The organism is Occallatibacter sp., from assembly GCF_049582745.1.
Classification (GTDB): domain Bacteria; phylum Acidobacteriota; class Terriglobia; order Terriglobales; family Acidobacteriaceae; genus Telmatobacter.
In genome coordinates this window covers 55,896-72,712 of sequence record NZ_JBAUUO010000170.1, presented here as the reverse complement: position 1 = coordinate 72,712, position 16,817 = coordinate 55,896, and the positions used below count along the sequence as shown (strand labels likewise).

Annotated in this window: 16 protein-coding genes; 8 read left to right on the top strand and 8 right to left on the bottom strand. The window is 58.0% G+C overall.

The window, feature by feature from the left end; all coding sequences use genetic code 11:
* The first annotated feature begins 1 nt into the window (after position 1).
* Positions 2-859, top strand: coding sequence for a DNA-formamidopyrimidine glycosylase family protein (locus WCA10_RS24020; protein WP_472825077.1), 858 nt, complete (start codon positions 2-4; stop codon positions 857-859).
* A gap of 26 nt (positions 860-885) precedes the next feature.
* Positions 886-2,091, top strand: coding sequence for an FG-GAP repeat domain-containing protein (locus tag WCA10_RS24015; protein WP_472825076.1), 1,206 nt, complete (start codon positions 886-888; stop codon positions 2,089-2,091).
* A 221-nt stretch (positions 2,092-2,312) separates the two neighbouring features.
* Here the strand turns inward: WCA10_RS24015 and WCA10_RS24010 are convergent, their stop codons facing one another.
* From WCA10_RS24010 to WCA10_RS23990, 5 genes are all read right to left on the bottom strand, one after another.
* Positions 2,313-4,727 carry a transglycosylase domain-containing protein gene (locus WCA10_RS24010; protein WP_472825075.1) on the bottom strand — a complete coding sequence of 805 codons (2,415 nt, stop codon included), beginning with the start codon at positions 4,725-4,727 and terminating at the stop codon, positions 2,313-2,315.
* 156 nt (positions 4,728-4,883) lie between these two features.
* A complete protein-coding gene (locus WCA10_RS24005) occupies positions 4,884-6,674 on the bottom strand; it encodes a proline--tRNA ligase (RefSeq protein ID WP_472825074.1) in 1,791 nt (596 codons plus the stop codon).
* Positions 6,675-7,018: 344 nt separating this feature from the next.
* Positions 7,019-7,870 (bottom strand): SDR family oxidoreductase, encoded by an 852-nt coding sequence (locus tag WCA10_RS24000; protein WP_472825073.1) that lies wholly within the window; start codon positions 7,868-7,870, stop codon positions 7,019-7,021.
* The gene (locus WCA10_RS23995) at positions 7,863-8,306 is read right to left on the bottom strand and encodes a hypothetical protein (protein ID WP_472825072.1); all 444 of its coding nucleotides are present in this window, start codon (positions 8,304-8,306) and stop codon (positions 7,863-7,865) included. The genes WCA10_RS24000 and WCA10_RS23995 overlap by 8 nt, the downstream gene beginning before the upstream one ends.
* Before the next feature lie 10 nt (positions 8,307-8,316).
* Positions 8,317-9,312, bottom strand: coding sequence for a KpsF/GutQ family sugar-phosphate isomerase (locus tag WCA10_RS23990; RefSeq protein WP_472825071.1), 996 nt, complete (start codon positions 9,310-9,312; stop codon positions 8,317-8,319).
* A gap of 188 nt (positions 9,313-9,500) precedes the next feature.
* Between WCA10_RS23990 and WCA10_RS23985 the strand changes: the two genes are divergently transcribed.
* The 5 genes from WCA10_RS23985 (at position 9,501) to WCA10_RS23965 (ending at position 13,265) form a co-directional block, all read left to right on the top strand.
* Positions 9,501-10,142 (top strand): TlpA family protein disulfide reductase, encoded by a 642-nt coding sequence (locus WCA10_RS23985; protein WP_472825070.1) that lies wholly within the window; start codon positions 9,501-9,503, stop codon positions 10,140-10,142.
* A gap of 11 nt (positions 10,143-10,153) precedes the next feature.
* Complete coding sequence (locus WCA10_RS23980) at positions 10,154-10,669, top strand: protein-disulfide reductase DsbD domain-containing protein (RefSeq protein WP_472825069.1); 516 nt, start codon at positions 10,154-10,156, stop codon at positions 10,667-10,669.
* A 665-nt stretch (positions 10,670-11,334) separates the two neighbouring features.
* Positions 11,335-12,555 (top strand): caspase family protein, encoded by a 1,221-nt coding sequence (locus WCA10_RS23975; RefSeq protein WP_472825068.1) that lies wholly within the window; start codon positions 11,335-11,337, stop codon positions 12,553-12,555.
* 63 nt (positions 12,556-12,618) lie between these two features.
* Entirely contained in the window at positions 12,619-12,876 is a 258-nt protein-coding gene (locus WCA10_RS23970) for an AbrB/MazE/SpoVT family DNA-binding domain-containing protein (protein WP_472825067.1), read from the top strand.
* Positions 12,873-13,265, top strand: a complete 393-nt coding sequence (locus tag WCA10_RS23965; protein WP_472825066.1) for a PIN domain-containing protein — start codon at positions 12,873-12,875, stop codon at positions 13,263-13,265. The genes WCA10_RS23970 and WCA10_RS23965 overlap by 4 nt, the downstream gene beginning before the upstream one ends.
* A 64-nt stretch (positions 13,266-13,329) precedes the next feature.
* Here WCA10_RS23965 and WCA10_RS23960 read toward each other — a convergent pair whose 3' ends face one another.
* The 3 genes from WCA10_RS23960 to WCA10_RS23950 all read right to left on the bottom strand — a co-directional run bounded on the left by WCA10_RS23960 (position 13,330) and on the right by WCA10_RS23950 (position 16,023).
* The gene (locus WCA10_RS23960; protein ID WP_472825065.1) at positions 13,330-13,686 is read right to left on the bottom strand and encodes a hypothetical protein; all 357 of its coding nucleotides are present in this window, start codon (positions 13,684-13,686) and stop codon (positions 13,330-13,332) included.
* Positions 13,687-13,809: 123 nt separating this feature from the next.
* Positions 13,810-14,142, bottom strand: coding sequence for a hypothetical protein (locus tag WCA10_RS23955; protein ID WP_472825064.1), 333 nt, complete (start codon positions 14,140-14,142; stop codon positions 13,810-13,812).
* 168 nt (positions 14,143-14,310) lie between these two features.
* A complete protein-coding gene (locus WCA10_RS23950) occupies positions 14,311-16,023 on the bottom strand; it encodes a glutamine--tRNA ligase/YqeY domain fusion protein (RefSeq protein WP_472825063.1) in 1,713 nt (570 codons plus the stop codon).
* 190 nt (positions 16,024-16,213) lie between these two features.
* On the opposite strand from WCA10_RS23950, the gene WCA10_RS23945 reads away from it, so the two are divergent.
* Positions 16,214-16,699 carry an REP-associated tyrosine transposase gene (locus tag WCA10_RS23945; protein WP_472825062.1) on the top strand — a complete coding sequence of 162 codons (486 nt, stop codon included), beginning with the start codon at positions 16,214-16,216 and terminating at the stop codon, positions 16,697-16,699.
* The last annotated feature ends 118 nt before the right edge of the window (positions 16,700-16,817 follow it).

The window sequence follows — 16,817 nt, the reverse complement described above, 5'->3', positions numbered from 1 at the left end:
CATGCCTGAGGGCGATACCATCTTCCGCACGGCGCGCTCCATGGGCCGCGCACTTATCGGTAGGCCAATCACGGGCTTCCGGTCCAATTACCCGCTGCTGACGCGTTTCCACGACGACACACCCATCACCGGCCAGATCGTTGACCGCGTTGAATCCCGGGGCAAGTGGCTCCTGATTCATCTTTCCGGCGGAGCAACGCTTGCCACGCACATGCTGATGAATGGATCGTGGCACCTCTATCGCATCGGTGAGCGCTGGCAAAAACCATCGCGCGACATGCGCATCGTGTTGGAGAATCGCGAGTACCAGGCGGTTGCTTTCACGGTCCCTGTCGCTCGGATCTACTCCGCGCAGGCGCTGGCACGCGAGACGCGCATTCCACCTGCGGGCGCCGATGTTCTCAACGCAGACTTCGATCCGCTCACAGCAGCGGCGCGCCTTCGAGCCTGTGCGAGCGAAGAAGTCGGCGATGTACTGCTTCATCAGGAGGTGCTGGCTGGCGTCGGGAATGTCTTTAAATCGGAGGTTTGTTTCGTTGAGAGCGTCAACCCGTTCTGCCTGGTATCTGCGCTGAACGATGAGCAGGTTGCCGCGCTCATTCGCACTTCACAACGTCTTGTCGCAGCAAATGTGCTGGAAGATTCCGCCGACGCCATTGTGACCTATCGCGGCCAGCAGCGACGTACAACGCATCGCTCCGATCCCAGCGAGAGCTTGTGGGTCTATGGACGTTCCGGTGAACCCTGCCGCCGCTGCGGCAACGCAGTTCGCCATCGCCTGCAAGGCCCCGACGCGCGCGTCACCTTCTGGTGCCAGACCTGCCAGCCCATGCCCGACCGCAGTGAGATTGACGGATAGCAAAAAGAGGGAAGGCACCCCCTAGGATGCAGGTTTACACTCATACCGGCATGAGACACGGTTTTGTTGGATTAGCTGCGGCATTGGCCATTCCAGCGGTGGTTACCGCGTGGCTCGCTATGCGGCGCTCTACGGCTCCGGCGCCGCCCGACTTCACGGTGCAGACGATCCGCGTCGGTAAAGCGCCCGGGTTCGTTGCTGTCGCCGACGTTAATCGTGACGGCAACCATGACCTCCTCGTCGCCAATATTGATGAGGGCACTGTCAGCGTTCTGCTCGGCGATGGCGATGGAGACTTCAAGCCCGCACTGGGTTCTCCTTTCCCATGCAACGCGAATCCCAACGACATCGCCATTGCGGACATGAATGGCGACGGCCATCCTGACATGGTGATCGCCAATCACCAAACGCCCTACATCACTGTATTGCTCGGAGACGGCAAAGGAGGCTTCAAGCCTGCGGCGCATTCACCTTTTGCCACCCAGTCTCATCCGCACCCGCATGGTGTGGCTGTCGGCGATTTCCTGGGAAATGGCAAGCTTGCAGTGGTGACCGATAGCTGGGGAAGTGGAGAAGTCCTGCTGATTCCAGGCGACGGGCATGGCAATCTGATTCTCCCGGGAAGACTCATCGCCGCCAGCGGTCGTTATTACGATCAGGGCGTTCGGGCCGGTACATTTGTCAAGGGCGGTTATCTCGATTTGGTGACGAATGGCCACAGCAAGGATACCGTCGGTCTTCTCCTTGGTGATGGCAAGGGAGGTTTCCGGCCCGCACCCGGTTCACCATTTCCCGGGGGAGCCAATTCGTGGGCGTTCACCATTGACGACATCAACCGAGATGGAAACCCAGACGTATTGACGATCCCTTACGAACCCGACCTTCGCGATCCCAAGCAGCTTGGAGTTACCATCCTGCTCGGCGACGGCAAAGGCGGCCTCACCACCATGCCCGGCTCGCCTCTTTCTCTCACAGGGTGCAACGGCCCCGATCGTGTGGCCGCAGGTGACCTGACCGGCAATGGACTTCGCGATATTGTGGTCTCCTGCGCTCAGAACGACAAAATATTCTTCTTCCTGCAGAAAAGTGACGGCACGTTCCGCTCGTTCAGTCAAAGCGTGTCAACAGGATGGGGCGGACTCACTGTCGGCAACCTCGGTCATCGCGGAAAGGATTCCGTCATCGTGTCGAATAATCGCTCTTCGACCATCACCATTCTGCATTTCAATTGAGACTGCATCATCGTCAGTCAACCTGTTGCGCCTGGCTGTACCCCCGAGTGGGGAGAATCTCTACAAACTACTCCAGACGAACAAGGCAACGAGTATTTCTTCAGCCTTTGAGGCAACACACGAAAACAGACAGCCGCAGATTTCTCGACTCGTCGCCGTGGCGACTCGCTCGGAATGACATAGCTGACCGGGGGACTTGATGCCCATTCCATACGAGATTCTCAGTTCCCGGGTTTGCCCAGGCCGAAAATCTTCTGCAGGATGTTGCGATGATCGGTTGGATGATCGCAGGTATCCGTCGGTGCGGTGCCGTCAAGGAAGGCCGCAGAGTAGTCTTCGGGGCACGCCGGATCGGCAAGCAGATTTGTCACCTTATCAAGCGTCACAATCTGCACGCCATCTGGCGGCGTGAACTCGTTGGTGTCGGAGTACTGCGACAACTGGATCGCGTTCTTCATAAACGTGGCCCAGATCGGGGCGGCGGCGTGGGCGCCCTCAAGCTTGATATCGGTATAGTCGTCGTTGCCCACCCAGACCACGCAGAGCAGGCTGCTGGTGAAGCCGGCGAACCACGCATCGTGGCTGGTACCAGTTTTGGCCGCAGCCGGTGCGGTGAACCCCATGTTGCGGACGCCGGCACCTGTTCCGCAGTAATCCAGGCCATTGACCTTGCAGCCTTCGTGCCCGTTGCCTTGCAGGACTGCCTCCATCATGTACGTGGTGAGGAAGGCGACGCGAGGATCGAGGACCTGCCGTGTAGTCGGCGTGTAGTCCGTAATGACGTCGCCGGTGGGCGTGCGCACGCTGGCCAGCAACCACGGATCGATATGTACACCGCCATTGGAGAAGACCGTATAGGCGCCCGCCATATCCAGCGGAGTGGCGTCATAAGAGCCGATGGCCATGGATGGCGTACCCACGGCGCTCTTGATGCCGGCGTCGCGCGCCAGTGCAGCCACGCGATCGAAACCGACCATGGAAGCGAGGCCGATGGTGGCGTTGTTGTCCGATCGCATCAGAGCCAAGCGGGCAGTCATCTCGCCGTAAAACACGCCCTCATAGTTGCGGGGGGTGTACTCGTATTGCGTGCCTTCGCCGTAGGTGGCCTGTTGATCGTTCAGCATGGTTGTGGGCGAAAACAATGCAGTCTGGCCAGGCAGCATCGTGCCTTCAACGGCGGTTTGAAACGCTGCTGCATATACAAACGGCTTGAAAATAGAGCCCGTAGGCCGGTGAGCTACAGCGTGGTTCACCTGGGACTTGCCGTAGTCGCGGCCACCCACCAGCGCAAGTACCTGGCCGGTGTGTGGATTGAGCGCAATGAGCGCAACTTGCGGGTAGGTGATCGGTTCATTGAGTTTTTTTAGCCTGGCGTGCCGCTTTTCAACTTGCGCGTCGATCTGGGGGACGATCTCATTCACGGCGTCCGTTGCAATGCGCTGCAACTCGGGATCGAGGGACGTGTAGATGTGCAAACCTTCGCGGTTGAAGTCGCGATCGCCAAGCTTTTGGACCAACTGATCGCGCACCAGGTCCACAAAATAGGGAGCCTCGCTGGCGTCTACGCTGGCGGGCGCAAGGTGCAGCGGCTCATCCTTGGCGCGTTCGGCCCGATCCTTGCTGATGGCGCCGGTTTCCACCATCGAATCGAGCACAAGATTGCGCCGTTCGATCGTACGCTCAGGATGCCGGAAGGCATTGAAGTAGTTTGGCCGCTGAATAATGCCGGCCAGCATCGCGCACTCCGCCAGATCAAGCTGCTGAACGTCCTTACCAAAGTAGGATTGCGCCGCTTCACCAAATCCATCAATCGAGAAGCTGCCGCGCTGGCCCAGGTTGATCTGGTTCGCGTACGCTTCGAATATCTGCTTTTTGGTGAAGCGGCTCTCGAGATGAAACGCCATCAGGATCTGCGTGATCTTGTACTTGATGGTTCCCGTATCTGCCACAAAGAGCAGCTTGGCAAGTTGCATGGTTAATGTTGAAGCGCCGCCGCGATGCTTGCGGTCTCCGATCATGTCGTGCCAAGCCCAGCCGATCATGCTGGAGAAGTTGACGCCGCCGTGCTCGAAGAATTTGCGATCTTCGATGGCGAGAACAGCCTGCACGAGGTTTGGCGGAATCTCATCGTAGGTCAGCAGACGGCGCTTGGTGCGGTTGGCGTCTTCACTGAGCCCTGTTATCAGCAAGGGCTCCAACTCATAGCTGGAAAGCGATTGTCCGTGGTCGTCGGAGATGGTATCCACTTCACCTTTGCGCGTGTGAATCGTGGCCGAATCCGGCGCGTGATACGACTCAGGACCGGGGTGAACGGTTATCGAATCGGCGGTCTCGGTGAATGTGCCGATCTTCGCAGGATGCGCGAGTCCGTCGACCGTGTAACCGGCTTCCCGCAATTCCGTGGCGATAAGATGGGCGCTTATTTTTTGTCCCGGACGGACCTCGCGCGGCGCCGCATAGATTTGCGCGGTATTGGCAAAGAGCGGCTGCTTGAGCCGTTCGTCGACAATGCGCGCGTACTTGTTGTAGTAGAAGGTGAAAACCGAGAACCCGACCAGCGCAACAAGCAGGACGCCGCCCACAGCGCCGCGAACCAGCCACGAAGACCAGGAGAGCTTCAAACTCGGTCTCTTCAATCTGATCTTCAATGCCATTCCCAATCCCCCAATTTCCCTACGCATGATTCAAGCATTTGTTCCATCACGACGTGATAGAGAACCCCGCACAGACCCGGGAGTGTCCCATCCCATGCACTTCCCGATGTCAACAACGAGAAGCCGTTGGCCGAGCGTCTATGAGCTTTCAGCCAATAGCTTCTCCTCCAGTACGCGCTGCTTCACCTGTGCCACTACTTCTGGAATCGCGACATCCACACTGCTCGCCTTGGCGCGCGATACCAGTTCCACCTGGCCGCTCGCCGTCTTCTTGCCCACATTGATTCGGTATGGAATTCCCACGAGGTCGGCGTCTTTAAATTTGACGCCTGCGCGCTCGTCTCTGTCATCAAGCAGTACGTCAAGCCCTGCAGCTTCAAGCTCGGCTGCGATCTTCTCGCCGGTCTCGCGCAGCATCGCATCGGCAATGTTTGTTACCGTGACGATCACCGTGAACGGTGCAATCGACGACGGCAGGCAGAAGCCATTTGCGTCATTGGATTGCTCGATAGCCGCGGTGAGAATGCGTTCGATGCCGATGCCGTAGCAACCCATGATCGGCATGACTTCTTTGCCGTTCACATCAAGTACGCGCGCACCCATTGACTCGGTGTACTTGTAACCCAGCTTGAAGATGTGGCCCACTTCGACAGCCCTGCCGACGACCAAGACGCCCTTACAGTTATCGACGGGGCAGGATTCGCCTTCGTTTACATTGCGGATGTCGGCACTCAAAGTCCAGGCGAAGTCGCGACCTGGAACCACGTTGCGCAAATGATAGTCCAGCTTGTTCGCGCCGCAGACGAGGTTCTTTCGACCTTCGAGCGATTTGTCCAGCACAACGGTGAGCCCTTCACCAAGCGGCTTATCATCGTGCGTCAGGCCCACCGGTCCCAGATAACCCGCGGGGCCCTTGAAGTATTGCTCCAACTCCTCGGCCTGCATGGTGCGAAGCTCCGCACCCTTGATCGCTCCGAGAAGCTTGGTTTCATTCACCTGGTGATCGCCGCGCAGGAAGACCGCAACACCGTGCCATGTATCCTTTGCTTTGCCGGCACCGCGCTTGAGCGCCATGTAGGCAACGCACTTGATGTCCGATGCCGGCGAAATCTTGAAGAATGCGGCGACATCGGTGATGGCTGCACATCCGGGGGTGGAAACCAGCTCCGGCATGCCATCGCCCGTCGGCTCCATCTCCGCCACCGCCTCGAGGCGCGACGTTGCCTTCTCGAGATTGGCGGCGTAGCCACATACCGGGCAGCTTGCGATCAGGTCCTCGCCAGCGTCGGTGTAGACCATGAACTCCTGCGACTGCGATCCGCCCATGGCGCCCGAATCAGCCTCGACAGCGACGAACTTGAGCCCGCAGCGCTTGAAGATTGCGCGATAGACTCCATCGTGCTGGCTGTAGCTCTTGTCTAACCCCGCCGCGTCCAGGTCGAAGGAGTACGAGTCCTTCATCATGAACTGCCGCACCCGCAGCAATCCCGATTTCGGACGCGGCTCATCGCGGAACTTGGTCTGGATCTGGTACCAGATCTGCGGCAACTGCTTGTAGCTGCGCAGTTCATTGCGCGCGATCGCCGTCATGATCTCCTCGTGGGTCATACCGAGGCAGAGATCGGCGCCCTTGCGGTCCTTCAGGCGAAACATGTTGTCGCCCATGCCCGTCCAGCGCCCGCTCTCTTCCCAAAGTTCCCTGGGCAACAGCGCCGGCAAAAAGAACTCCTGCCCGATCTTGTCCATCTCTTCGCGCACGATGCCGATCACTTTATTCAGCGATCGCTGCCCGAGAAAGAGATAGTTGTAAAGGCCCGCGCCAAGCTGCCGGATATACCCGGCTCGCAGGAGGAACTTGTGACTGGCCACTTCGGCGTCTGTCGGCGCCTCGCGAAGAGTAGGAACAAAGAGCTTCGACCATCGATGCATAAATAAGGGCTTACATGCTTTCCCGTCCGTTTGAGTGGGGCGCACTGGAACACTGGGCCGCCGGTTGGACCTCGGACGCAAGGCGTTTGGATGTACCAGCGACCATTCTAAATGTTCGTAGTCTTCGGGGTATCGTGGGGGCGCCTGTGCGGTGCCTCCCAAAGCAAACCACGTTGCGACTGACGTTTCCATTTGCCCTGCTCCTTCTCTTCTGCCTCTGCGCAGGGAGGTGCAGGAGAAGGGCCATTTGTTGGCAACTGAAAACAAAGAAGCTACATGTGAGCCGCTGGTCGCTGTCGTGTCAGGAGCAACACACGTGTGCATCCGATGACACACGTCCTGGGTCAGCCATCCATTCCCGTCATCTTGATCATCATGCGCTCGAAGACGCCTTGCGGCAGAAGGCTGCGCATCAGGAGCCCCATCTTTGCGTTCTTACCCACAACGTAGCGGACCTTTGGCTTTGGATTCTCAAGAATGCCTGCGATCGTATCTGCGACGACTTGCGGATTGGCCCGGTTCTTTGCGCCTTCTGCCAACTTAGCGCGCCACCGAGTCACTCTCGTTGCATTTGCCGCGTCCGGGTTACGAAGGCCGGCGGTCTGCTTTGCGTTGCGCGTCCAGATGTCGGTCTCGAACGAACCGGGTTCGACCAATACGACCTGGATGCCAAGTGGCAGCATCTCGAAGCGCAAGGTCTCGGTCCATCCTTCGAGTGCAAATTTCGAAGCGGCATAGCTGCTGACGCCCGGATAGCCCATACGCCCTGAGATCGAGGTCACCACGATCACGTGTCCAAACCCCTGCCGGCGCATCAGCGGCAGCAGCGCTCGCGTTACCGCGACCGTGCCGAAGAAATTCGTATCAAACTGCTCGCGCAACTCTGCATCGGTTACTGCATCCGCAAAACCCGGTACGGCGAAGCCGGCATTATTGACGAGCGCATGAAGCGGCTCGCCGCGGCCCGCTACCAAGTCCGCGATTTTGGCAATCTGCGGGGCAAGCGTGATGTCGAGCGCGTGAAACTCGATCCGATCAAGCACACCGGCATCCCGCGCTGCGGTTTCCAGCTTTTCACGCCGGTTCAGATCGCGCATCGTCGCCAGCACGCGCCACCCGCGCTTGGCGAGGGTGATGGAGGTCAGCAGGCCAAAGCCGCTGGAGGCGCCGGTGATCAGGGCGGTCTTGTTATGCATCAATCTTTGCGGGAATGCGGTATGGAAGGACTAGTCCTTCGAGCTGCCTTGGAATCGACGGAAAGCTATAGCCGCCAAGCTTGTCCCACGATTTCGTTCCGGACATGCTGCCGGAGGAATGGACTTTAGGCAGCAGTTCGTCGTGAGGATATAGATACCAGAAACTCGCTTCTCGAAAACAGATATAGAGATCCTTACCTTGGTATTTCTTGTAGAAACAAAGGCGACCCTTCAGCTGTACCTTTAGGAATTCTTTTGATTTGAAATGCTGCGCGATGAAATCTGCTCCGTTCCAGTCGTCGCTTAGACGGATGGTTAGATATCCGAAATCTGCCAAAACGCCGGAGATCTTTTGGAAGTTGTATGTTTCCTGCTGACGGCTATTCAGGCTTTCGTAGGAAACCTTCTTGAGAAGAATGTTCAGTTTTGCCTCCAAAGCCGAAAGACTATATCAACTCCACGCCCCACAAATCATGCAGATGCACCACACCCTCAACGTGCCCCTCTGCATCCACCACAACCAGCGACGTGATCTTGCGTTCTTCTAGAACTGCAAGCGCTTTCGCAGCCAGCTCGCTCGGTGCGATTGTCCGTGGAGCCGCATTCATCGCTTCGCCCGCAGTTTTGCTCAGCGCGGCGCCGCCTTCACGCTCCAGCAGCCGGCGCAGATCGCCGTCGCTGATGACGCCGCGCAGCTTGCCGGCCTCCTGCACCGTGGTCATCCCGAGCTTTTTTGACGACATCTCGTAGATGACATCGGTCATGGGTGTTGACGTTTCCACCACAGGCACATCGTCGCCCGCATGCATCAGGTCGCTGACCTTGGCGAGTTGTTTTCCCAGCTTGCCGCCCGGATGCAGTTCCGCAAAATCCTCCGCCTTGAATCCCTTGCGCAGGCTTACGGCAACGGCGAGCGCATCACCCAGCGCCAGCATGGCGGTGGTGCTTGCTGTGGGCGCAAGATTCAACACGCAGGCCTCGCGTTCGACCGAGCAGTCCAGCGCGACATCGCTCGCCTGCGCCAGCGTTGACTGCAGATTGCAACAGAAACTCACCAGCGCGTCGCCCTTGCGCTTCAGTGTTGCCAGCAGGCGCAAAATCTCCTCCGTCTCGCCGCTCGCTGACAATGCGATCACCACATCGCCCGGCATCAGAACGCCCAGGTCTCCGTGCACGGCCTCAGCGGGATGCAGAAACAGAGCAGCCGATCCCGTGGAGCTTAGCGTCGCGGCAATTTTCTGCGCGATGATGCCGCTCTTGCCCATGCCGGTAACGACTACGCGCCCGTTGCCCTCGCCGCAACGCACAATCAGATCGACCGCCCGTTCGAAGTCCGCCGCCATCGCGCCATCAAGCCGCGCAGCCAATCCCAGCAGAGCTGAAGCTTCGGTGCGCACCAGTGCTCCCGGCGTCAGGCGGTTCTCATCCTCTTTGCGGTTCATCGGCTTCTGATCTTAACACCGGAGGGATTAGGGATCAGGGACTAGGGACCAGGGACTAGGGAGTGGGGAGTTGGGAGTAACGGACGAGCCTCGGAGCGCGATCCTGCTCACTGATCACTGGTTCTCTGTGCACTGTTCACTGGCGACTCCGCATCCTCGTACAATAAGTAGAGAGAGGTCTTTCCCCCGTGAAGCGCAACACCATCGTCCTCGGCGTCACACTTTTGATCCTGGCCACCTTTGCGTGGGCTGGCTGGGCTAATTGGGAGTATCGGAAACAGGCCTCCGAACGTGCCTTGGCCTCCGCCTCGCATGCCGAGTTGATTCCCACGGTTGCAGGCGATGTTCCGCAGGGCCAGACGTCCCTTGTGGGCAAGCCGGCGCCCGATTTCGTGCTCGAGAACCTGAGCGGGCAGACCGTTTCGCTCTCCAGCTTCAAGGGCAAGCCCTTGCTGATCAACTTCTGGGCAACATGGTGCGGCCCGTGCAAGATCGAAACTCCCTGGCTGATCGAACTGCAAAACGAGTATGCATCCAAGGGTTTTGAAATTGTGGGCATCTCGACGGAAGGCGATGACCTGCAGCCCGGCGACGCCGATGGCTGGTCGCGCGACAAGACGGCGATTGCCAAATTTGTGAAGGAATATCACATGCAGTATCCCGTCCTGATTAACGGCGACAGCCTGGCCACGAAATACGGCGGCCTCGACGCGATGCCGACTTCGGTCTATGTCAATCGCGACGGCAAGGTGGTTGCGATGCAGCTTGGGATCACGTCAAAAGAAGACATGGTGGCCAACATCGAAAAGACGCTGGGGCCGGGGAATTGAGGAGCAGGGAATTGATCGACGCGAAGGCGGCCCTCATCTGGGTATCGAGCTGCATTCTGATTGGCGCGATTTGCGTGCCGACGCGGGCGCAGGATTCGCTGAGCGAGTCTCCGCATCGCTCGGTCCTCAAATTGGAAGCTGTCGAGTATCTCTATCCAGAACAAGTGACCGTTCCCGCTGGAAAGCCTGCCGCGCTCGCGCTGCACTTTCGCATCCGGCAGAATCTGCACATCAATTCGCACACTCCGCGTGAAGAGTACCTGATCCCCACGGTCTTCTCGATTCCGGAATCCTCAGGCGTGCGTCTCGCGGGCGCGACTTATCCGGCCGGCGCAGACTTCACGCTGCCGGTGGACCCCAGCGAAAAGCTTTCGGTCTACACAGGCGACTTCACCATCGACGCGCGAATCGTCGCTACCGCCGGCGACCATCTTGTGGAAGCGAAGCTTCACTACCAGGCCTGCGACGAGAACGCCTGCATGCCGCCGAAGACGATCACTGTGCCCATCGACGTGGTTGGGAAATAGCCGGTCGAAACGCCGAGGCGGCAGGAACCGGATATGCAACCGAACGGTTGCGTTTCGCTTTTTTCAAAATTGCCTTTTTGGTAAAGTGTTCATCGGAAAAAGCTTAGGCGGAGGGGGTTCCGCAAAGTCTTCAATGTATTGAAGTTAATTCGCAGAGTGTTCTTGGCAAAGGGTTTAGAGCGTGAATTGAGCATGACACTCGTGACGTTTCCGAGACGATGTCTCACATTTTGACGTGCGGTCGAGACTTATCAAGAGCGGCAACGAACTTGTTGGTCTTGCGTTCAACTTGGATGCAATCTCATTGTGCGCCATGTAAGGGTAATTACCTGCAAAATGTCTGCAAGAATCTTCTTTTTGAAATCAGTGGTTTAGGCGCCGGGTCGCACAAACAGGGCTTGACTTTGCAGGGATGCGGATTCTGGTGGGCGTGATTTGACGGGTGGGAAAGCTCGCCTGTCTATCCGAGCGACCCGTGAGTTCTGTCCCGCCCGCGGCGACCTTCAGCGGCAAATAGAATTCCTGATTCGAAGCCTCGGAAACCGGTATCCTATTTGCACTTCCCGGAGTGATTTCCCGTTCGTTACCGCGAGATGGCGAATTCAGAAACCAAGATCGTGAGGCCGTGGATCAGACTGTGCCTCAACGGTGCATTTGCAGGCGCAGTGATCGGCTTGGTTGGCAATGCGCACGCAGCACGCGCCGCAGACGATACGGCTCGCTTTTTGGGGCAATGGAAAACCACCGTCTCGAACAACGGCCAGACAGTCACGATCATTTCGGTACACGACGCCGACGGTTACAAGAATTACATTCAAACTCCGAGCGGCCTCACGTTCGCCGGCTCAGGTGCATTTTCGGCCTCCAATGGAATATGGATGGCAGCCGCTGCGCCTCCCAACAATGGCGGATCCTATCATTTTGTGAACGCCGATACGGTCATCTGCAACAATGCAGTGGGTCAAACTGTGACCTGGAGACGCGATAGCACCTCTTTCGCGCAAGGTTCCGTTCCCCATGCACAGCCGGACGCTACCGCGTTACCTCCGCGGCCTTCCGGTCACAATGCGAGCGCACCGGCACCGGGACGGCAACGACGCGGCCTTGTTGCGGAACCCGCGCCCGACGAGGGCGGCCTTGAACCGGGCAATAACTTTGCGCTGGTGATCGGAATCGATGACTATGCCGCACCTCTCCCCAAACTGAAGACCGCCGTCAATGATGCCAAATCGTTTGCGGGCCTGCTGGCTAACAAATATGGTTTTCAGGTCACCACTCTGCTGAACCATGACGCCACACGCGACAAGATCCTGGATGCCATTACCCGCTTCCGCAAGAGCCTGGCTGAAAACGACAGCTTTCTGATCTACTATGCCGGCCACGGATCGTACGATCGCGCAACCGAGAAGGGCTATTGGCTGCCCGTGGACGCGGATTCCGATCCTCTGATTACGTCGCGCGACATCTCGGCAGACGACCTGATCACAGAGGTGCGCGGACTGGCTGCCCGCCACGTCATCATCATTTCCGATAGCTGTTTTTCCGGCGACCTCTCGCGCGACGCCGGCGACTTTTCGCCTTCAGACGGCAACCTGGCCTACATCCACCGCATGGAGCGCGCGCCCTCACGCACACTGATGGCCAGCGGCAGTGACGAGCCCGTGTCCGACTCGGGCTCTCAGGGACACTCCGTCTTCGCAGCTCTCCTGTTGCAGGCCATGCAATCCCGGAGCGGGGGAACGTTCACAGCCGACGACCTGTTCGTTTCCATTCGCAAGTCGGTCCTTGCTCGCTCCGGCCAAAGCCCGCAGTACACTCCGCTGCGCGGCTCGATCCGGCCATCGGCCAGCCTCGATACCGGCGATTTTGTGTTCACGACCAAGTGAACAGCAGTCAGGCCCACCGGTCCGTTCTCAAGAAAAGCCACTTCATGGTAAGATTGTCTTACCATGCGGACTAAGGTTTCGACCAAAGGCCAGATTGTTCTTCCCGGACCGCTTCGCCGGAGGCTGGGCATTCGAGCGGGCGATACCCTCGACATTGCCGTCGAGAAGGATCGGATTGTGATGACGCATGCCAGTAAGCCGAAGTACGATGCGCGCATGGTGGAGGATCCGGTTACCGGGTTCATTGCCATCGACCTGGGGCCGGATGCGCCGACCTTGACCAGTGAGATGGTGAAAGAGCTGCTCGCGGAATTTCCATGAAATATCTTCTGGACGTGAATGCGCTCATTGCTTTCGGCATCACTCAACATCAGTTCCATCAGCGAGTCGTCAACTGGATACGGTCGAAGCGCGGCTCCACATTCCTGACGTGTTCGGTTGCGGAGCTTGGCTTTGTTCGGGTAGTTGCAAGCGTGGCCATGTACGGCCTTACTGTGGTGCAGGCCAAGGCACTGCTTCTTGGAATGAAGACAAACGCAACCCAGCCACTTACCTTTCTTTTCGATGCAAACGACATCTCCGCTCTTCCGGCCTGGGTGAAATCTCCAGCGCAGATCACAGACGGGCATCTGGTGCAGCTCGCAATTGCAAATGACGCAATTCTTGCCACGCTGGATGAGGGGATTCCGGGGTCGTTTTTGATTCCGTAGGGGGAGTGCCGCGTGATCCCAGGTCTTAGAAGCGAGGCCTGGAGCACCCAGCTCCCGCCATGGACTAGAGGCGCCCGCTAGTTGTCTCATTGCTAGGCGGCTTGAGAGAGCCCTCATCGCGGAGACGCTGAAGCTGGGCGATAGCAGTACTCAGTTTGAGATAGTTGGAACCAACGTCAAGACTCAAGATCTGAATCGTCCCATGGATACGGTCAAATTCTACGCCCAGCTTCAACTCGTGTTGTTTGAAAGCGTTGAGGATGGCGTAGAGCAAGAACAGCACCCATGCGAAGGCGAAACAGAGAATCAGGTATTTTAGCCACGATGCTCCGGTAACCAGCCAATCACTGAACAAGACCGCTCCTACGATGACTGCAACAATACTCGCGACTGGATTGATCTTCCCCCACGGTATCTTCATGTTCTCCTCGTTTCCGGCTATATCTACGTTTTTATAATTGAAACTAGGCGCAAGAAGAAGCGGCACGGGTCGGGTACTCGGCCGCCCGCGAATGGCGGCGGTGGGGTCGGCGTTTCGCTTTCGTCAGCCGGCGTGCCTTGTTTGTATGAATTCATACTTGTGGGATTTGTAGCTGTAAGGGTCCGGGGCAAAGCTATGGATGAACCCACTTTGTGCCAGCTTCGTCTTCGCCTTCAAGTACATAGCGTGCGCCTCTTCATACGTGACACCCTCTTCGGTTGTATTGATTCTGGTGACCTGGTGAACGAACTTCTTTGTACTTTCGTCCCACCACCCATGGTCTTCACTGAAGGTGTAGACTCGCGTGCCGCTTCCCGGCAGTGGCTCGAGAAAAATCTCGCAGCATTCGGACTTCTCTTCTTCTGGTGAACTGGTCTTGTAGAGGGTCTCATTCATAACGGAATTTTACGCCCTGATCCAAAACGGTCGCCGATGTGCTGTACTAGCTAGCCGTTTTTCAGAGGCATGGCGCTAGGCCCTCCAAGGTCCGGCTCTTGGGGCCCTGGATGGCACGGTGGGTAATGCAAGCAACCAGCTGCGAGCGCCTGCCCCCACCGCAGGTGGCTAGGATCCGGACTTCTTTTCGATCTTTGCCCACGCATCTTTGAGGGGAAGGGTGCGGTTGAAGACGAGCTTGTCTTTCGTCGAGTCGGGATCGAGGCAGAAATAGCCTACACGCTCGAATTGAAAACGGTCTTCGAGTTTGGCTTTTGCAAGAGAGGGCTCAAGTTTGGCTCCCGCGATGATTTCTAGCGAGTTCGGATTGAGATTATCGAGGAAGGTCTTGCCTTCTTCCACATCCTGCGGGTCCGATTTGGTGAAGAGCCTCTCGTAGATGCGAATTTCGGCGGAGATGGCGTGCGCGGCCGAGACCCAGTGCATGGTGGACTTGACCTTGCGGCCGTCGGGCGAGTTGCCGCCGCGACTGGCTGGATCGTAGGTGCAATGGACTTCTGTGAGACTGCCGTCGGCAGCCTTTTGGACGGAATGCGCGGTGATGAAATAAGCGTTGCGCAGGCGTACTTCCTTGGCGGGAGAAAGACGGTAATACTTCGGCGGCGGGATTTCGCGGAAGTCGTCCTGCTCGATGTAGATTTCGCGCGAGAAGGGGACCTGGCGTGTGCCGGCTGAGGGGTCTTCCGGATTGTTGGCGACCTCGACCATTTCTTCCTGGCCCAAGGGGTAATTGTCGATGACGACTTTGAGCGGGCGCAGGACGGCCATGGCGCGGGAGGCGCGGTGGTTCAGGTCGTCGCGCTGAAAGTGCTCCAGCATTTCGATGTCTGTGGAGCCGTTAGTGCGGGACGCGCCGATCTGGGCACACAAGGTGCGAAGCGCTTCGGGCGTGAAGCCGCGGCGGCGAATGCCGGAGAGCGTGGGCATGCGCGGATCGTCCCAGCCGTTCACGCGTTTTTCCTGAACCAACTGGAGCAGCTTGCGCTTGGAGAGCAGGGTGTAGGTAAGGTTGAGGCGGTCGAATTCAATCTGCTGCGACGGAAAGATGCCGAGGTTCTCGATATACCAGCGATAGAGGGGCTGATGGTCGGCGAATTCGAGGGTACACATGGAGTGCGTGACGTGTTCGATCGAATCCGACTGGCCGTGCGCGTAGTCGTACATGGGGTAGATGCACCACGTATCGCCGGTGCGGTGATGCGAGGCGTGGAGGATGCGGTACATCACGGGGTCGCGCATGTTCACGTTTGGCGAGGCCATGTCGATTTTGGCGCGGAGCACACGCGAGCCGTCGGGAAATTCGCCGGCTTTCATGCGGACGAAGAGGTCGAGATTTTCTTCTACCGACCGGTCGCGATAAGGGCTGTTTTTTCCGGGCTCGGTCAGGGTGCCGCGGTGCTGGCGAATTTCGTCCGCCGTCAGGTCGTCGACGTAGGCTTTGCCCGCTCTGATGAGCTTTAGCGCCCAGTCGTAGAGCTGGGGGAAGTAGTCGGAGGCGTAGCAGAGGCGCTCCCAATCGAAGCCGAGCCAGCGGACGTCTTTCTGGATGGAGTCGACGTATTCCTGCTCTTCTTTTTCGGGATTGGTGTCGTCGAAGCGGAGGTTGGTTTTGCCGCCAAACTCGTCGGCGAGACCGAAATCCAGGCAGATGGCCTTGGCATGGCCGATGTGGAGGTAGCCGTTGGGCTCGGGTGGGAAACGGGTCTGGATGACGGCGTCGCCGTATTTTTTGGTGCGGACGTCTTCGGCGATGATGTCCGCGAGGAAATTGGAGGTGCGGGTTTCCGGGGTTTCCGTGTTCGAGCTGGTCGTGGCTGCCATGATTCTATTGTTCCACGGAACGGCTGTGGTTTGCTTCAGGTGCGTGGAGACCGATGTCAGGTGTATCGATCGTCACGTTGGGGAGGGCCGATATCGGTGAGCATAAGTGGACCGAGCCCCGGAGCGTCAGGGCACGACTTGAGTCGTGCCGCTAGCGATGTGTGAAAGGTAGAGGGCTTCAGCCCCTGCGATGTCGAAACCGTGTCGACCTTCGGATTCATCCATCGCGTCTTATGCGCCGCGAACGTTTTTTGTGACGACGCGAACGGCGGCCGGAAGATCGCTCTTCCAGACGGATCGGATGGCGGATCTCTTGATTGAGGTTTTGCGGGACAATATGCGGTCAGGGAAGATGGCGATACATGATTTCGTGATCATTCCCAATCATGTTCATGTCTTGATGACTCTGTCTGGGGAGACGAGTGTTGAGAAGGCGATGCAGTTGATCAAAGGTAGTTTTTCTTTCCGCGCGAGGACGGAACTGGGGTTTGGGGGTGAGATTTGGCAGCGAGGATATTTGGATGTGCAGATTTTGGGGGACGGAAGCTTTCGGCAGCATCGCGAGTATATCGATAAGAATCCGGTGAAGGCGGGATTGGCAAGTACACCCGAAGAGTATCCGTTCGGTACGGCGTATTTGAAGAAGCGGAAGCAGGGGCTAAAGCCCGCGGAGTAGGGACGCCGTTAGCGGCACGACTGAAGTCGTGCCCTGACGCTTTGTGGCTGGCGAAGAGCTTTGGTGGCGAGCGGAGGGCTTTGGTAGCAGGTGGAAGCAGGGGCTGAAGCCCGCACTG